The following is a 13,012-nucleotide window of genomic DNA, read 5'->3' on the forward strand; positions in this document are numbered from 1 at the left end:
AAAGACTGGCTACATTACCGTCAACGCTAACTACGTCACGATACACAGATTGACATTATCGCATGGTGCCAACCTAAGAAAACTGTTAATCGATAACACCGCACGAACTGTTAGCTGTCAGATACATTGTCTCTACACGTTTGAGTACCATAACAATCACTATAATTAATGTCATCGACATAAGGACATGCCATGTCACCGGCGGATACGCTGCGCCTGTTGCTGCTCTCTTCTCTCTGGGGGCTTTCCTTTATTTTTATGCGCGTTGCGGTGCCAGAATTTGGGCCTGTACCGCTGATTTTAGTGCGCATGGGAGTAGGAGCACTGCTACTGGTACCGCTGCTGCTGAGCCTGCACTACTTGCGGCTTATTTGGCAGTATAAAGGGTCACTCCTGCTGCTTGGCATTATCAACCATGTACTGCCTTTCTCACTGCTAGCCCTGGCGACTACACGCCTAGAAGCAGGCTTCACCTCACTACTAAATGCCACAACGCCGATTTTTACCGCGCTACTAGGCGCCGCTTTTTTCGCAACCCCCGTGCAGCGCCAGCAGTACGCTGGGTTAGCCCTGGCGCTGCTGGGGGTGTATATACTTTCCGCTAACCGGCTAGACTTTGCGCTGGGCGGCGACGGCTGGTTTATTGTTGCCGTGTTAGGGGCAACGTTTTGTTACGGCATTGCCAGTAACTATTCAAAGACCCGCCTGGGGCATCTGCCCAGTCGCGTACTCGCAGCGGGCAGCAGCGCGATGTCTGCCTTAGTTCTGCTAATACCCGGCCTGCTGCTATGGCCAAGCGAGCCAGTGAGCCCTCTGGCTTGGGGCAATGCACTCGCGTTAGCAGCGCTCAGCACCACGCTAGCGTTCCTACTGTATTTCGGTTTACTCGCCAGTGCAGGCGCGACGGTCACATCTACCGTTACTTTTTTAGTACCGGTAAGCGCACTAATTTGGGGCTACTTGCTATTGGACGAAACGTTAAGCCTTCAGATAGTAGCAGGCATGGTCATTACCCTGCTGGGCACAGCCATAGCTACCCGATTATTACGCTTTAAGCCTCGCGCTGCGTTGTCACCATCTCATCCCCCACACGAATAACGTTACCGTGCCCAGCGGTCAACGTCGCATTCTGGCCAAAATACGCACCTTTAAGGTAAGGCTGCGTGTTTAGCGCCAGCAATGTTCTTAATGGTTCGCCCGGGGCAGGAATCGCCGCCGTTTGCTGATCGACGGTGGTGATTTTGCAGCGTTGGCAGGGCTTGCGTAAGGTGAGGACATAATCGCCCTGCTCTGAGGCTAGCGTTGCCCAGCGGTCTTCCGCCCACGCGTCAGCACACTCTATAACGATATTAGGGCGAAAGCGGTTCATGGGTATGGGGGCCTGCCCCTCGGCAATGAGCGCTTGATTTAACGCGTCTAAAGACGCAGTAGTGGTAATCAGAAAGGGGTAACCATCGGCAAAGTAGGTATGGGCTTCTCCGCCGGCTAAAAAATCCGCCTCAACCGCACGCGTAAACTCGGCTGCAAATCGCACCATACTGATTCCGCGTGCCTGCTCGCCCAGGACTGACTCAAGCCAGCGGGACACCTCTTCACGCTCAGGTAGCGCTTTACAGTGGTCGTCCCACACCTTGACGATACGAAGATTGCCCTTGGGCTCTTCTAGGGAAATAGCGATTGGATCAACACTGGGATGCGAGAGCACCAGCGCGTCAGACGTGAGCGCAACCGAAATAGTGGCTAGCGCAGGCAGCTGGCGTTGGGTGACAAACCGCTGCTGAGCGTCCACCAGCATCCAACGGCGGTCCCAGGCCAAGCCATGGGCATAAATCTCACTTTGGGTAACGTCGATCCCCTTCAGCGATTTAACCGGATAGACGGTGAGTTGGGTAATGATCATGACAATCTCACGCTCAACATGGCAAATTGTTTAATAGCTTTTTTATGGTAAATCATTAATTAGCAGCCTATCGAGTTTACCAACGCGCCGCTAGCAGCCCCGCTGCTAAAGCGTGTTACCCGTTTCAACTCGATACCCCAAATCCATCACTTGGTGCTCAAGTAACTCACCGCGAATGCGCGACAACAGCGTTTTCGCGGCGGCTTCACCGATGGCTTGCCGAGGCGTAATGACGCTGGCCAGGCGCGGCGTCATCGCTTGGCCGACATCGTGACCATGAAACCCAGCAATCGCCATCTTCCCAGGGACATCGACACCATGGCGCAAACACTCAAAGTAAGCCCCCACCGCCACGTCGTCGTTGGTACAGAAAACACCGTCGGCATCAGGGTAGTCACGCTGAATTTCTTGCATGAGTGCCGCCCCGACACTATAGGAAGAGCGCTGACTGCTCTGAAGCGTTATCGGCGCTAAGCCCTGCTCTTCCATGGCTTGGCGATAGCCTTGCTCGCGCTGGCGTGTCCGCTCATCCAGGCGCACAGCCAAATAAATCACCTTTCGCCTGCCACGGCGAATCATCTCCCTCACCATGTCGTAAGCGGCCTGGACGTTATCGTAACCCACCGCCTGCTGCAGCGGCGGGGAACGGGTATCCATAATTTCCACAATGGGAATACCGGCTGTCTCCAGCATCCGCAGGCTACGTGGCGTGTGATCGCGGTCAGACAAGATAACGCCGTCTACATTATAAGAGAGCAACGATGCCAAGCTGCGCTCTTCTAGCTCAGGGCTGTAACCATAGTGGGAAAGCATCAAGTGATAGCCTGCTGGCTCGGTGTAGGCTTCAATGCCTACGATCACATCCGCAAATACTTGGTTGGTCAACGAGGGTACCAGCACGCCGATAGAGTGGCTGGTGGCACGCGAAAGCAGGTCTGGCGCCCGATTGGGAATGTAGCCAAGCTGTTCGGCAACGCTAAAAATGCGTTCACGAAGCCCTTCCGATACCGTATCCGGGTCCCGCAAGCAGCGACTGACGGTCATTTTGGTTGCATCAACACGGTCAGCAATATCTTGTAATGTCGGGCGTTTTTTCTTCAATGGCGTCACTGGTTATTCGGTTAAGTGCGTAAGCCTGTTAAGTACGTAAGCCTGTGAAACATGGAAAAGGTTGCTCAATCCATAGGCCTGTTGAACACGCAGGGGGCATACCATAGCGAATAGTAAGGCCCCTCGCCTATCCCATCCTTTAGGCTAATGAACACCACGCGCAGACGCTAGCGTTGACGTGAAGCGCTTCACAATCTCATCGGGCGAGAGCGCAATGGATATGGTCTGCGCTTCATCACTGCTTGGCGGCTCTAAGTCGGCAAGCTGACTTGCCAGCATGCTGTCGCCTTTAAAAAAGTGCCCTGCCCTGGTTTCTAACCGCTCACGCAGCAGCGCATGACTCCCTTCTAGATATAAAACACGTAGCGTGGGGTCACCTTTACGTAGGCGTTCACGATAGCGTTTTTTAAGACCGGAACAGGCGATGACCACAGATGCATTACGCGCCTTATGGGCCGCGAACAAGTCAGCAAGCGTTGCCAACCAGTCACGACGATCATCGTCATTGAGCGGCGTACCGCTGGCCATTTTCGCCACATTCGCCGGCGAATGATGATCGTCACCGTCAATAAACGTGGCTCCCAGCGCTGCCGCTAACAGCTTGCCAACATGAGACTTTCCTGATCCCGAAACGCCCATGACAAGAATACGATGTGATGGCTTATTCACTCGATACTCCTATCAATTGCCGCGCACGGCGGTGAGATCAGGCAGCCAGGTTACGATGCCAGGAAATGCTATCAGCACCACCAGAACAACGATTAAGGCGGCGTAGTAAGGCAGCATGGCTTTTACCAGGAATTCCATTGAGACCTTGCCGACGCCACACCCCACGTATAGGCAAGTGCCAACCGGTGGGGTTAACAGCCCAATCCCTAAAATAAAGGCCATTAGAACGCCAAAGTAAGCGGCATCAACACCCACCGATGTCACGATCGGTGCAAGCATTGGCGCCATAATCACCATGGCTGGCGTTAGATCCATTACAAACCCCACCAACAGCAGTAGCCCCGCCACAATCAGCAGCAGCAAAAACGGCTCCTGGGTAATCGCCTGTACTTGGCGCACTAAGGTTTGTGGAACCATGTTAATGGTTAAAAACCAGGCAATAACGGTGGCAAAAGCCAACAACATCATCACCATGCCAGTAAGCCTTGCGGTGCGAATTAACATACCGCCCAACTCGCTGAGCTTAAATTCACGGTATACCAGCAGGGAAATCGCCAACGAATAGAGCAGCGCAGCAACGGCGGCTTCTGTGGCGGTAAACACGCCGCCAATAATGCCGCCAATAACGATCACAGGAAGTACCAGGGCTAGCCAGGCATCCTTAAACGCTTTCCACAAGCGATCCCAGCGGAATTGGCGAACGCCGCCACCCTGCTTGCTCGCTAGAATAAAGGTGGTCACCATTAGCGCCGCGCCAATTAACAGGCCAGGCACAATCCCCGCGATAAACAGACGACTGATCGACGTCTCGGTAACAATGCCATATAAAATAAGCGGTATAGACGGTGGAATAATAATGCCGATCACCGACGATACGGTGTTAATCGCCGTGGCATTTGCGGCGGTGTAACCTTGCTGTTTCATTGAGGGGATCATCATCGCGCCGGTCGCTGCGGTATCCGCAACCGCCGAACCGCTGATCCCGCCAAAAAACATCGAACCGGTAATGGCTACCTGGCCAAGCCCGCCGCGCATAAAGCCAACTAACGCGCCAGCAAGCTCCATCAAGCGTCGTGCAATGCCACCATTACTCATCACTTCGCCGACGAGAATAAAGAAGGGAATCGCCAGTAGCGGGAAGCTATTCACGCCACGAATTGACTGCTCAATCATAATCGATAGCGGGATATCAGACAGCACCGCCATGACTAAGGCTGCTACCCCTAGGCCAAACGCAATCGGCAAACCAATCACAATAGACGCCAATAATATGGCTAGAAAAATCCACAGCATGATTAACGCTCCCCTGGGAAGTCCGCCGATTGGCGATGCGGTTGACGGATAACTCCCACGCTGACCCACATCCGCCAAAGCGATACCGCCGCGATAAAAATGACGCACAGCACTAACGAAAGGCTGACCAAGCTTAGCGGCACGCCCATGATGGCGGAGCGCCCGCTTGAGCGCGTGAGCACTTGATAGCCACCCCAAATCATTACCAGCATCAAACCGCTAATAATCAGGTGTTGTAAGAAATAGAGCAGGTGCGCAACACGCAACGGCAAACGCCTTACCAGCGCATCAACCGCGATGTGCTCGTAGCGTGCAAACGCCGCTGCTGCGCCGATAAACACCAACCAGATAAACAGCATGCGCGCCAACTCATCGACCCAAGGCAGTGAGTGATTGAACACAGAGCGGCCAACGACATTACTGGAAACCGCGACAATTAGCGCTGCCAAAATAGCGCCAATCAAATACTCCATAGCGAGCGTTAACCAGCGGAACAGCGCAGGACCCCGGCGCGTTTCGATGTCGATTTCCAGCAGCTTACGATTGGGATCATCTAAATAAACCGACGGATCTTCCAACGTGGTCGCAGCCGAAGAGGATTCAGCGTTAGGAGGTGTTGAGGAGGGTGTCATAAGAACTCCAAGGGGCACTGACACGTCGGGCAGGCACAATGGCCTGCCCGAGAACGTGCTAAATAGTGCTTGTTAGTTGCTGCTTTCTTCGACAATCTGCTGGATTTCAGCGATCAGATCTTCACCGATACGCGGCGCCCACTCTTCATAAACTGGCTGCACGGCGTCTTGGAAAGCGGCTAACTGCTCATCGCTCAAGCGAGTGATTTGCATACCGCGTGCTTCCAACTGTTCACGCGACCAGTCGTCATACTCAGCAGAGAGCTGGATTTCGTACTCCGCTGATTGAAGTGCAGCTTCCTGAACCAGCGCTTGGTACTCAGGTGCCATGCGGTTCCAAGTGCGCTCTGAAAGCATCATGATAAATGGCGTGTAGACGTGGCGAGTTTCGGTGCCGTAGTCCTGCACTTCGTTGAAGTTAGAGGTCAGAATGGTGCTCCAGGGATTCTCCTGACCGTCCACAACGCCTTGCTCAAGTGCTGAAAATAGCTCACCGAAGGCCATTGGCGTTGGGTTGGCGCCGAGCGATTCCCAAATCGCCAGATGCACCGGATTCTGCATGGTACGTACGCTCAGGCCGCGCACGTCCAAGCCTGCAACATCCTCAGGCGACTCAACCGGACGCGCGCTGTTAGAGAGCTGGCGGTAGCCGTTTTCAGAGAAGGCCAGCGCTTTTAGACCTGTGCCCTCAAACGCATCGAGCATTTCCTGGGCAACGTCACTCTGCATAACAGCAACCGCGGCTTCGCGGCTCGGCAGCAGAAACGGAAGGTCAAACACAGAAAGCGCTTGCACATAGCCGGTGGTCGCCGAGCTGGAGGGGTAGGTCATGTCCAACGTGCCAGTTTGCAGCATTTCCATCATTTGGACGTCATCGCCCAACTGGCTGTTTGGGAAAACATTGACCGTAATACGACCATCCGTACGCTGCTCAAGAATTTCGCCGAAGTACTGGCTAGAAAGAAACTGCGGCGATGTTTCAGACAGGCCAATGCCCATACGTAAGGTATGGCTTCCATGGTCAGCTACTACCTCGCCTTCAATAGCGGGTGGATCAGAAAGTTCCGGACTTTGAGCATGTGCCATGCCAAAAGTTAGAGTGGTCGCACCGACCAGAGTAAGCGTGCTGCGCCAAATCGTTGTCATGACGTTATCTCCAGAATAGTCGTTGTTGTTGGTGTGCTATTTATCAAAAGCCTATCGAATCGTATCGGCCATCAGATTAACGACGTATGTTTAAATAAATTGTTACCGGTAACATTCGATAGATGAAGGCTAGCTATCGCGTCTCGCTGTGTCAAAACAAAACGTCAAACTTGCGACCAACGTCTAGGGATAGCTACTCTCTGTCTTGCAGGCTACATTACGTGCTATGCATTCTGTCCCGGAGTCGACATGCCAGCGCCAGACCCTTGTACCGAGCTTGAGCTAGACCACCAGCTCTGCTTTGCGCTCTATTCAACGTCACTGATGATGACCAAAGTTTATAAACCGCTACTTAAAGAGTTAGGGCTTACTTACCCTCAATACCTTGCCATGCTAGTTCTGTGGCAAGAAGATGGCATTACCGTTGGCACATTAAGTAAGCGCTTACTCACTGATCCAGGCTCCTTAACTCCGCTGTTAAAGCGGCTTGAAAATGAGCAACTCCTCGTCCGTCAGCGTAGCCACCAAGACGAGCGAGTCGTCGAATTATTCTTAACGCACAAAGGCCGTTCACTGAGAGCGCAGGCCCGCCATATTCCCAGCTGTATCGTCAACGCCAGTGAAAAATCCGTGGAAACCCTGACTCAGCTTAAAGAGGATTTAGCCCAATTGCGCGAAAGCCTACAGAAGCTTCAGTAACTGAGTTTCAATAACAAAGTTCCAATAACCCCGCAGGCACCCCCTTGAGGTGCCTACTTTTTCCATCAATTTACTTGCGCGCAAAATAAAGCTGCACTAAATTAAAGTCGCTACACATGTCATTCACTTACAACAACCACCTATAGGAAATAACGTATGTCTATCGAAACAATTGCTTACCGCGCTCACGCTACAGCTAATGGCGGCCGCGAAGGCCATGCTAAATCTTCTGATGGCGCGCTGAACGTTCAGCTCAGCACACCTAAAGAGTTAGGTGGCGCAGGCGGTGAAGGCACCAACCCTGAGCAACTGTTTGCAGCAGGCTACTCGGCTTGCTTTTTAGGCGCTCTTAAGCACGTGGCAAGCCAGGAAAAAGTGACGCTACCCGAAGATACTCAAATCGACGGCAGTGTGGGTATTGGCGCTATTCCTACCGGTTTCGGTATCGAAGTGGAGCTTAAAATTAGCCTGCCTGGCTTAGAAAAAGATGTAGCGCAAACATTGGTCGATAAAGCTCACATCGTTTGCCCCTACTCTAATGCTACCCGCGGCAATATTGATGTCACACTGACCCTGGTTTAATCACCCAGCGCTCCGTCCACCGTCTTGCCTGCGTGCAAGGCGGTACTGCCACAGCCCTTTTTAATCATTGCCCATCTGTCTATTTTATTAATAGGCTAACGAAATCACCGTGTGACTCTTCTTGTACGTCCCCACATATCGATAGCCCAATCAGCTAGTCTAAGAGTCTGCACAGCTTTTTTTCATCTGTTTAACAGCGAGGCGACTATGAGCGATACGACCTACACGCCACCACGCGTATGGAAGTGGGAACCTGGGAACGGTGGTCAGTTTGCCAACATCAATCGTCCTGTGGCGGGCGCCACTCACGAGAAGCCGTTACCCGTCGGCAAGCACCCGCTGCAGCTATACTCGCTGGCAACCCCCAACGGCGTGAAAGTCACCGTGATGCTTGAAGAGCTGCTCGAAAAAGGCATTACAGCGGCAGAGTACGACGCGTACCTGATACAGATTGGTGAAGGCGACCAGTTTGGCAGCGGTTTTGTGGAGGTGAACCCCAACTCCAAAATTCCGGCGTTGATGGATCACAGTGTTAATCCGCCCCAGCGGGTATTTGAGTCAGGCGCTATTTTGCTGTACTTGGCAGAAAAATTTAATGCCTTCTTACCCGCAGATCCAGCCAAGCGCACCGAATGCCTCTCGTGGCTATTTTGGCAAATGGGCAGCGCACCGATGCTGGGCGGCGGTTTTGGACATTTTTATGCCTACGCGCCGGAAAAATACCAGTACCCCATTGACCGCTACACCATGGAAGTGAAGCGTCAGCTGGACGTACTGGATCGGCATTTAGCGGATAACCGCTTTATGGCAGGTGATGAGTATACGATTGCCGACATGGCGATCTACCCATGGTACGGGGCGCTGGTGAAAAACCGCGTTTACGAAGCCGCTGAATTTCTTGAGGCACATACCTACCAGCATGTTATACGCTGGACTGAAGAAATTGACGCGCGCCCTGCCGTTCAACGAGGCCGCATGGTCAACCGTACCTGGGGCGAGCCAAGCGAGCAGCTCCCTGAGCGTCACGATGCCAGTGACTTCGATCAACTGCAGATCAATAATTAACGGTAAGAGTGAGCATTGCCAAGGAGGGCAATGCGTGACACCGTGGAATCACCTCTAAGCAGGGGGATATAGGCACGCCCCGCAGGGCTAATGAGGCCCGCGAACGCCCGACAAGCTTGAGCCGTCACCCTCTTCATCACGCCTCACTACGCTCAACGAGCCGTCGGTTTCTAGCACTACGGCTTCCACCGCGCTAAGTTGCCCAATGCCACTGCTGCGCACCGCTGAGCGCACTTCTTCTTTGGTAACCCGAGCTTGGCGCAAAGCCGCCGTTAAGTATTCTCCACGGTATAGCAGCATTAACGGCTCTCCCGTTATCAACCGCTTCACCCAGCTGACGCGTACGCTTAACCAGGTAATCACAAACTGAAGAGAAATAAGCAGCGCAAGGGCTAGCGCGCCTTCCGCCAAGGCAATGTCTTTTGACAACAGTACGGTCGCCAACGTGGAACCCAGCGCCACGGTCACAATCAGGTCGAAAGCATTCATTTTAGACAGCGTTCGGTTTCCCGAAATACGCAAAAAGGCCACGAGCACGCCGTAAGCAAGCACCCCCACTATTAACGTCCGCAGAAAACTTTCCCAACTGCTAAAAAAAACCATATCCATATGAGCCTGGCTCCCCGTTCGTTACTACTCGGTGAATGAACCTTACCCACTGAGTGTAGTGAGGATGGAGCGCAGGTCATAGGGGTTGCGATTATGGGTGGCGATTCAATCGCTGGCGTGCTCTTTCCACCAGTCGGCATAGGAGCTGTTATGAGGGGCAAAACCACCTTGATCGGGCGCCCCATCTTGCCACCAGACAGGGCCGCGTTCGCCAAGTGCCTCTTTGGCCGCTTGCACGCCCTCGCGCGCTTGGCGCAGTGCAGTTTCGTCGTTTTGCTGTTGAGCGCTACGCACCGCTCGCCGAGCTTTCATTAACGCTTTAATGTGGGTGCGCTTTTCATCTTCGCTAAGGTGAGGGTCGGTACAGCGCCATAGCCGATTTTTAGCGACAAAGTAGCGGCCATCAGGCGTATGTGGATATTTATTGGCCATACCGCCCTCTCCTTGCTTAAGCATGCTGATTAATTCAGAAACGTTTAGTCAGCGTGACTTCACCAAATTTATCCTGCTCATCTTGCCCGTCAAACTCACGGGTTCGTTGAACCGCTGCATAGGTGACCTGCCAATCTTCCCACGCTAGCGCAAGCCCAGCCGAGGCATCGGCAACCCACTCTTTGCGATCAACCGTGTGGCTATTAGAGAATGTATTGCCGTCCAACGTAAGGTTTTGGGCCATGTAGTAGCCCTCAATATTAGCAAACAGGTACCACTGCCAGCCGGTGCTACTTCGCATGAGATGGCGGCTGCCAGGATTAGGCGTCAGTGTGGGTATGCCCTGGGCATCGTCTCCCCAGCGAACACTGTAACCTGCACTTGCGTAGGTATATAAGTTACCCAGTGCAGCACCAACGCTTGGCCCGTGGGCAAACTGCTTTCCCGCTAACGAGATATCGTGCCACCACTGGCGGCGCAGCGTGAGGTTGACCAACGGCTCATCGCCCAGTTGGTTTGACCAACCACGGGGGCGGTCGCTATCGGTAACGCGATGGACTTCTCGCTGGATACTGTCTGCGAGAGAAGATGGCCCCACCAGGCCGATATCAATATGTAAGTCGGTTGCCTGAGTCCAACGGCCAGCAGGCACGTCTTCATAAAGCGACAAACCTGCGTAAACGAGCCCTGCATAGGGGCGGTCATCTTCGATTAAGCGCCGCTGTTCAATCTCATTGGGCGTATAAATTTGATGAACAAGACGATATGAGGCCCGTTCCGCTTGGCTGATAAGTGCATTCGGTATTATGGCAGCGACGCGTTGCGTCCAGCTTTGGGGTTCAGGTGTAAATGTCCAGTTTAGCTCAAAGCCGCTGGTATAGTGCCCGTCGTCGCTACTGGCCAAGCCATCGTTTTCAAACGTTAATGAGAGTGAACTGTCATTCGCCAGCACCACACCGGACAGCAGGCTTAGCGGCAAAGCAGCTGTCAGCACCGTTCTGCATAACGCAGAGGATTTTTTCATCGCTCGTTCCTTGAGTACGTTGGATAAGGGTCGCTTGCTAACAAACAGGTGTGATTGTATGTAATTGTACAAATAGATAGCAAGCGTACCTCTTAGTCATTGACCGTCGACGTTCAATTCCGCTGACGCTTATGACTACGCCCTAGCCCTCTCAATGACTCGCCTATGATGTGCCTCTCGATGCCCACCTCTTCCTTACGAAACCTTTAGCGATCGCGTAGTAACCATTGGGGCGTAATCTCATGCTGGCCATTCTCATCAGTAATAAACAGTGAGCCATCGCTAATCATGACAGCCCAGTTAATAGCGCGAGGGAGATCTGCCGCAACGGTGGATAAGGCTTCTTGGGGCAGCCCGGCCACATGAACATTTTTCAGTGCCGAAACGGACGGCAATACCTTGCTTTCCCAAATATCGACCCGCCCATATGCCAATAGCGAGACCCGCTCAGCGCGGCGCGAACACCAGGTAAGACGCTCCGCATCCGGCAGCCCTACCTCTACCCAGTGCAGCACTCGGCCATCTAAGCTTTTTTCCCACAAAGCAGGTTCGTCCACATCGGAAAGCCCACGCCCGAAGGCCAGTGCCTCGCTGTACCAGAGTATGTAAGCAATCAGACGCGCACACATTCGGTCTTCGGTTTCAGACGGGTGGCGGGCCACGGTAAACCGCAGCGTTTCATAAACATTGCGGTCAAGGTCGGTAAGGTTGATATCAACTTTATAAGGGGTAGCACTTAACGCCATAGGGAATATCCATCTAAAATTTGCGTCAGTGTAGCGGATTTAGAGAAACGATTTATCAAAACACAAGGTGGCCGTGCGCTAAACCGCCCGGTAATCCGTTAATAAAGGAAGCGCTTAGTGGCACTGCGGTGCCATTCAAGCATCGCTAAGGAGGATTACAGCCATTTTCGGGTTACATAAAAGAGGGGTGACGTCGCCGCCACCCCTCGTTAACCAAAAATCTTGCAGACTAAAGATTAGAAATTGGCTTTACGCTTCTCAACAAAGGCGCTCATGCCCTCTTTTTGCTCCTCGCCTGCAAAACAGAGCGCGAACAGGCTGGTTTCCAGCGCCAAGGCGCTACCGAGGTCTTGATCCAACCCATCATGTACGGCTTGCTTGGCACCGCGCACCGAGTGCGGACCGTTGCCTTTCAGCTGCTTGGTGAGCTCTTCCACATAGCTTTCAAGCTCTGCTTGGGGCATCACGCGGTTAACTAACCCAATGCGCAGCGCTTCCTGAGCATCGATTTTGCGGCCCGTAGTGACCAGATCAATGGCCATAGCGGGGCCAACACGACGTGGCAAACGCTGGGTACCGCCAAAGCCGGGAATCACACCAAGCAATACTTCAGGCTGCCCGAAAACAGCATTATCGCTTGCTACCGCCCAGTCGCAGGCCAGTGCCAGTTCGCAGCCGCCGCCAAGGCAAAACCCATTAACGAGCGCGACCACCGGCACGGGTAACGTTTCTAGGCGTTTAATGGTGCGCAGCGCCTGGCTTGCGAAAGCACGGGCTTCTTCAGGCGTTTTATCGCGCATTTCGGTGATATCCGCCCCGGCAACAAACGACTTTTCACCAGCGCCGGTAATCAGCACCGCGCGCAAATGGGGATGCGCCTCTAGCTCGACAAGGTGTGACTCCAACGCGCTTAGCACCTCGCTATTCAGCGCGTTGAGTGCCTTAGGACGGTTAATCGTCAGACGCACCACACCCTCATTATCAATTTTCTCAATGACTGCGTCGCTCATACTGGCTCCTTAATTGTTATTACGCATGACAGTGAATACCCAACAACCCTAGCGAACGCTTGGTTGGTAGGCAATCACTTCTTTTGTCGAGCCTA

Annotated in this window: 15 protein-coding genes; 4 read left to right on the forward strand and 11 right to left on the reverse strand. The window is 53.2% G+C overall.

Features of this window, described 5'->3' with window-relative positions:
* The first annotated feature begins 192 nt into the window (after positions 1–192).
* Positions 193–1,098, forward strand: coding sequence for a DMT family transporter (locus LOS15_RS10240; protein ID WP_263065719.1), 906 nt, complete (start codon positions 193–195; stop codon positions 1,096–1,098).
* Here LOS15_RS10240 and LOS15_RS10245 read toward each other — a convergent pair.
* The 6 genes from LOS15_RS10245 to LOS15_RS10270 all read right to left on the reverse strand — a co-directional run bounded on the left by LOS15_RS10245 (position 1,052) and on the right by LOS15_RS10270 (position 6,750).
* Positions 1,052–1,900 (reverse strand): MOSC domain-containing protein, encoded by an 849-nt coding sequence (locus tag LOS15_RS10245; protein ID WP_263065721.1) that lies wholly within the window; start codon positions 1,898–1,900, stop codon positions 1,052–1,054. The two genes, LOS15_RS10240 and LOS15_RS10245, sit on opposite strands and share 47 nt — an antisense overlap.
* A 105-nt stretch (positions 1,901–2,005) precedes the next feature.
* The gene (gene gntR / locus LOS15_RS10250; RefSeq protein WP_263069687.1) at positions 2,006–3,001 is read right to left on the reverse strand and encodes a gluconate operon transcriptional repressor GntR; all 996 of its coding nucleotides are present in this window, start codon (positions 2,999–3,001) and stop codon (positions 2,006–2,008) included.
* 153 nt (positions 3,002–3,154) lie between these two features.
* Positions 3,155–3,679 (reverse strand): gluconokinase, encoded by a 525-nt coding sequence (locus tag LOS15_RS10255; protein WP_263065722.1) that lies wholly within the window; start codon positions 3,677–3,679, stop codon positions 3,155–3,157.
* Between the two features lie 12 nt (positions 3,680–3,691).
* Entirely contained in the window at positions 3,692–4,972 is a 1,281-nt protein-coding gene (locus LOS15_RS10260) for a TRAP transporter large permease (protein ID WP_263065723.1), read from the reverse strand.
* Between the two features lie 2 nt (positions 4,973–4,974).
* Positions 4,975–5,604, reverse strand: a complete 630-nt coding sequence (locus LOS15_RS10265) for a TRAP transporter small permease (RefSeq protein WP_263065725.1) — start codon at positions 5,602–5,604, stop codon at positions 4,975–4,977.
* A gap of 72 nt (positions 5,605–5,676) precedes the next feature.
* The gene (locus LOS15_RS10270; protein ID WP_263065727.1) at positions 5,677–6,750 is read right to left on the reverse strand and encodes a TRAP transporter substrate-binding protein; all 1,074 of its coding nucleotides are present in this window, start codon (positions 6,748–6,750) and stop codon (positions 5,677–5,679) included.
* Between the two features lie 249 nt (positions 6,751–6,999).
* On the opposite strand from LOS15_RS10270, the gene LOS15_RS10275 reads away from it, so the two are divergent.
* From LOS15_RS10275 to yghU, 3 genes are all read left to right on the forward strand, one after another.
* The gene (locus LOS15_RS10275; RefSeq protein ID WP_263065728.1) at positions 7,000–7,449 is read left to right on the forward strand and encodes a MarR family winged helix-turn-helix transcriptional regulator; all 450 of its coding nucleotides are present in this window, start codon (positions 7,000–7,002) and stop codon (positions 7,447–7,449) included.
* Positions 7,450–7,605: 156 nt separating this feature from the next.
* A complete protein-coding gene (locus LOS15_RS10280) occupies positions 7,606–8,031 on the forward strand; it encodes an organic hydroperoxide resistance protein (RefSeq protein WP_263065730.1) in 426 nt (141 codons plus the stop codon).
* 207 nt (positions 8,032–8,238) lie between these two features.
* Positions 8,239–9,096, forward strand: coding sequence for a glutathione-dependent disulfide-bond oxidoreductase (gene yghU, locus LOS15_RS10285; RefSeq protein ID WP_263065732.1), 858 nt, complete (start codon positions 8,239–8,241; stop codon positions 9,094–9,096).
* Positions 9,097–9,183: 87 nt separating this feature from the next.
* On the opposite strand, the gene LOS15_RS10290 is transcribed toward yghU, so the two are convergent.
* The 5 genes from LOS15_RS10290 to LOS15_RS10310 all read right to left on the reverse strand — a co-directional run bounded on the left by LOS15_RS10290 (position 9,184) and on the right by LOS15_RS10310 (position 12,917).
* Positions 9,184–9,705, reverse strand: coding sequence for a DUF421 domain-containing protein (locus LOS15_RS10290; RefSeq protein WP_263065733.1), 522 nt, complete (start codon positions 9,703–9,705; stop codon positions 9,184–9,186).
* Between the two features lie 105 nt (positions 9,706–9,810).
* The gene (locus LOS15_RS10295; RefSeq protein WP_263065734.1) at positions 9,811–10,137 is read right to left on the reverse strand and encodes a hypothetical protein; all 327 of its coding nucleotides are present in this window, start codon (positions 10,135–10,137) and stop codon (positions 9,811–9,813) included.
* Positions 10,138–10,171: 34 nt separating this feature from the next.
* The gene (locus tag LOS15_RS10300) at positions 10,172–11,161 is read right to left on the reverse strand and encodes a lipid A deacylase LpxR family protein (protein WP_263065735.1); all 990 of its coding nucleotides are present in this window, start codon (positions 11,159–11,161) and stop codon (positions 10,172–10,174) included.
* Between the two features lie 206 nt (positions 11,162–11,367).
* On the reverse strand, positions 11,368–11,907 hold the full coding sequence (locus LOS15_RS10305) for a YaeQ family protein (RefSeq protein ID WP_263065737.1): 540 nt from the start codon (positions 11,905–11,907) through the stop codon (positions 11,368–11,370).
* A 236-nt stretch (positions 11,908–12,143) separates the two neighbouring features.
* A complete protein-coding gene (locus tag LOS15_RS10310) occupies positions 12,144–12,917 on the reverse strand; it encodes an enoyl-CoA hydratase/isomerase family protein (protein WP_263065738.1) in 774 nt (257 codons plus the stop codon).
* Positions 12,918–13,012: the final 95 nt, after the last annotated feature.

It is taken from the genome of Halomonas sp. 7T (assembly GCF_025643255.1).
In the GTDB taxonomy this organism is placed as follows: domain Bacteria; phylum Pseudomonadota; class Gammaproteobacteria; order Pseudomonadales; family Halomonadaceae; genus Vreelandella.

Bases quoted from the DNA above. Each gene is read 5' to 3' on its own strand.
- LOS15_RS10240 (WP_263065719.1), top strand. From the start codon at position 193: ATGTCACCGGCGGATACGCTGCGCCTGTTGCTGCTCTCTTCTCTCTGG.
- LOS15_RS10245 (WP_263065721.1), bottom strand. From the start codon at position 1,900: ATGATCATTACCCAACTCACCGTCTATCCGGTTAAATCGCTGAAGGGG.
- LOS15_RS10260 (WP_263065723.1), bottom strand. From the start codon at position 4,972: ATGCTGTGGATTTTTCTAGCCATATTATTGGCGTCTATTGTGATTGGT.
- LOS15_RS10265 (WP_263065725.1), bottom strand. From the start codon at position 5,604: ATGACACCCTCCTCAACACCTCCTAACGCTGAATCCTCTTCGGCTGCG.
- LOS15_RS10270 (WP_263065727.1), bottom strand. From the start codon at position 6,750: ATGACAACGATTTGGCGCAGCACGCTTACTCTGGTCGGTGCGACCACT.
- LOS15_RS10275 (WP_263065728.1), top strand. From the start codon at position 7,000: ATGCCAGCGCCAGACCCTTGTACCGAGCTTGAGCTAGACCACCAGCTC.
- LOS15_RS10280 (WP_263065730.1), top strand. From the start codon at position 7,606: ATGTCTATCGAAACAATTGCTTACCGCGCTCACGCTACAGCTAATGGC.
- yghU (WP_263065732.1), top strand. From the start codon at position 8,239: ATGAGCGATACGACCTACACGCCACCACGCGTATGGAAGTGGGAACCT.
- LOS15_RS10290 (WP_263065733.1), bottom strand. From the start codon at position 9,705: ATGGATATGGTTTTTTTTAGCAGTTGGGAAAGTTTTCTGCGGACGTTA.
- LOS15_RS10295 (WP_263065734.1), bottom strand. From the start codon at position 10,137: ATGGCCAATAAATATCCACATACGCCTGATGGCCGCTACTTTGTCGCT.
- LOS15_RS10300 (WP_263065735.1), bottom strand. From the start codon at position 11,161: ATGAAAAAATCCTCTGCGTTATGCAGAACGGTGCTGACAGCTGCTTTG.
- LOS15_RS10305 (WP_263065737.1), bottom strand. From the start codon at position 11,907: ATGGCGTTAAGTGCTACCCCTTATAAAGTTGATATCAACCTTACCGAC.
- LOS15_RS10310 (WP_263065738.1), bottom strand. From the start codon at position 12,917: ATGAGCGACGCAGTCATTGAGAAAATTGATAATGAGGGTGTGGTGCGT.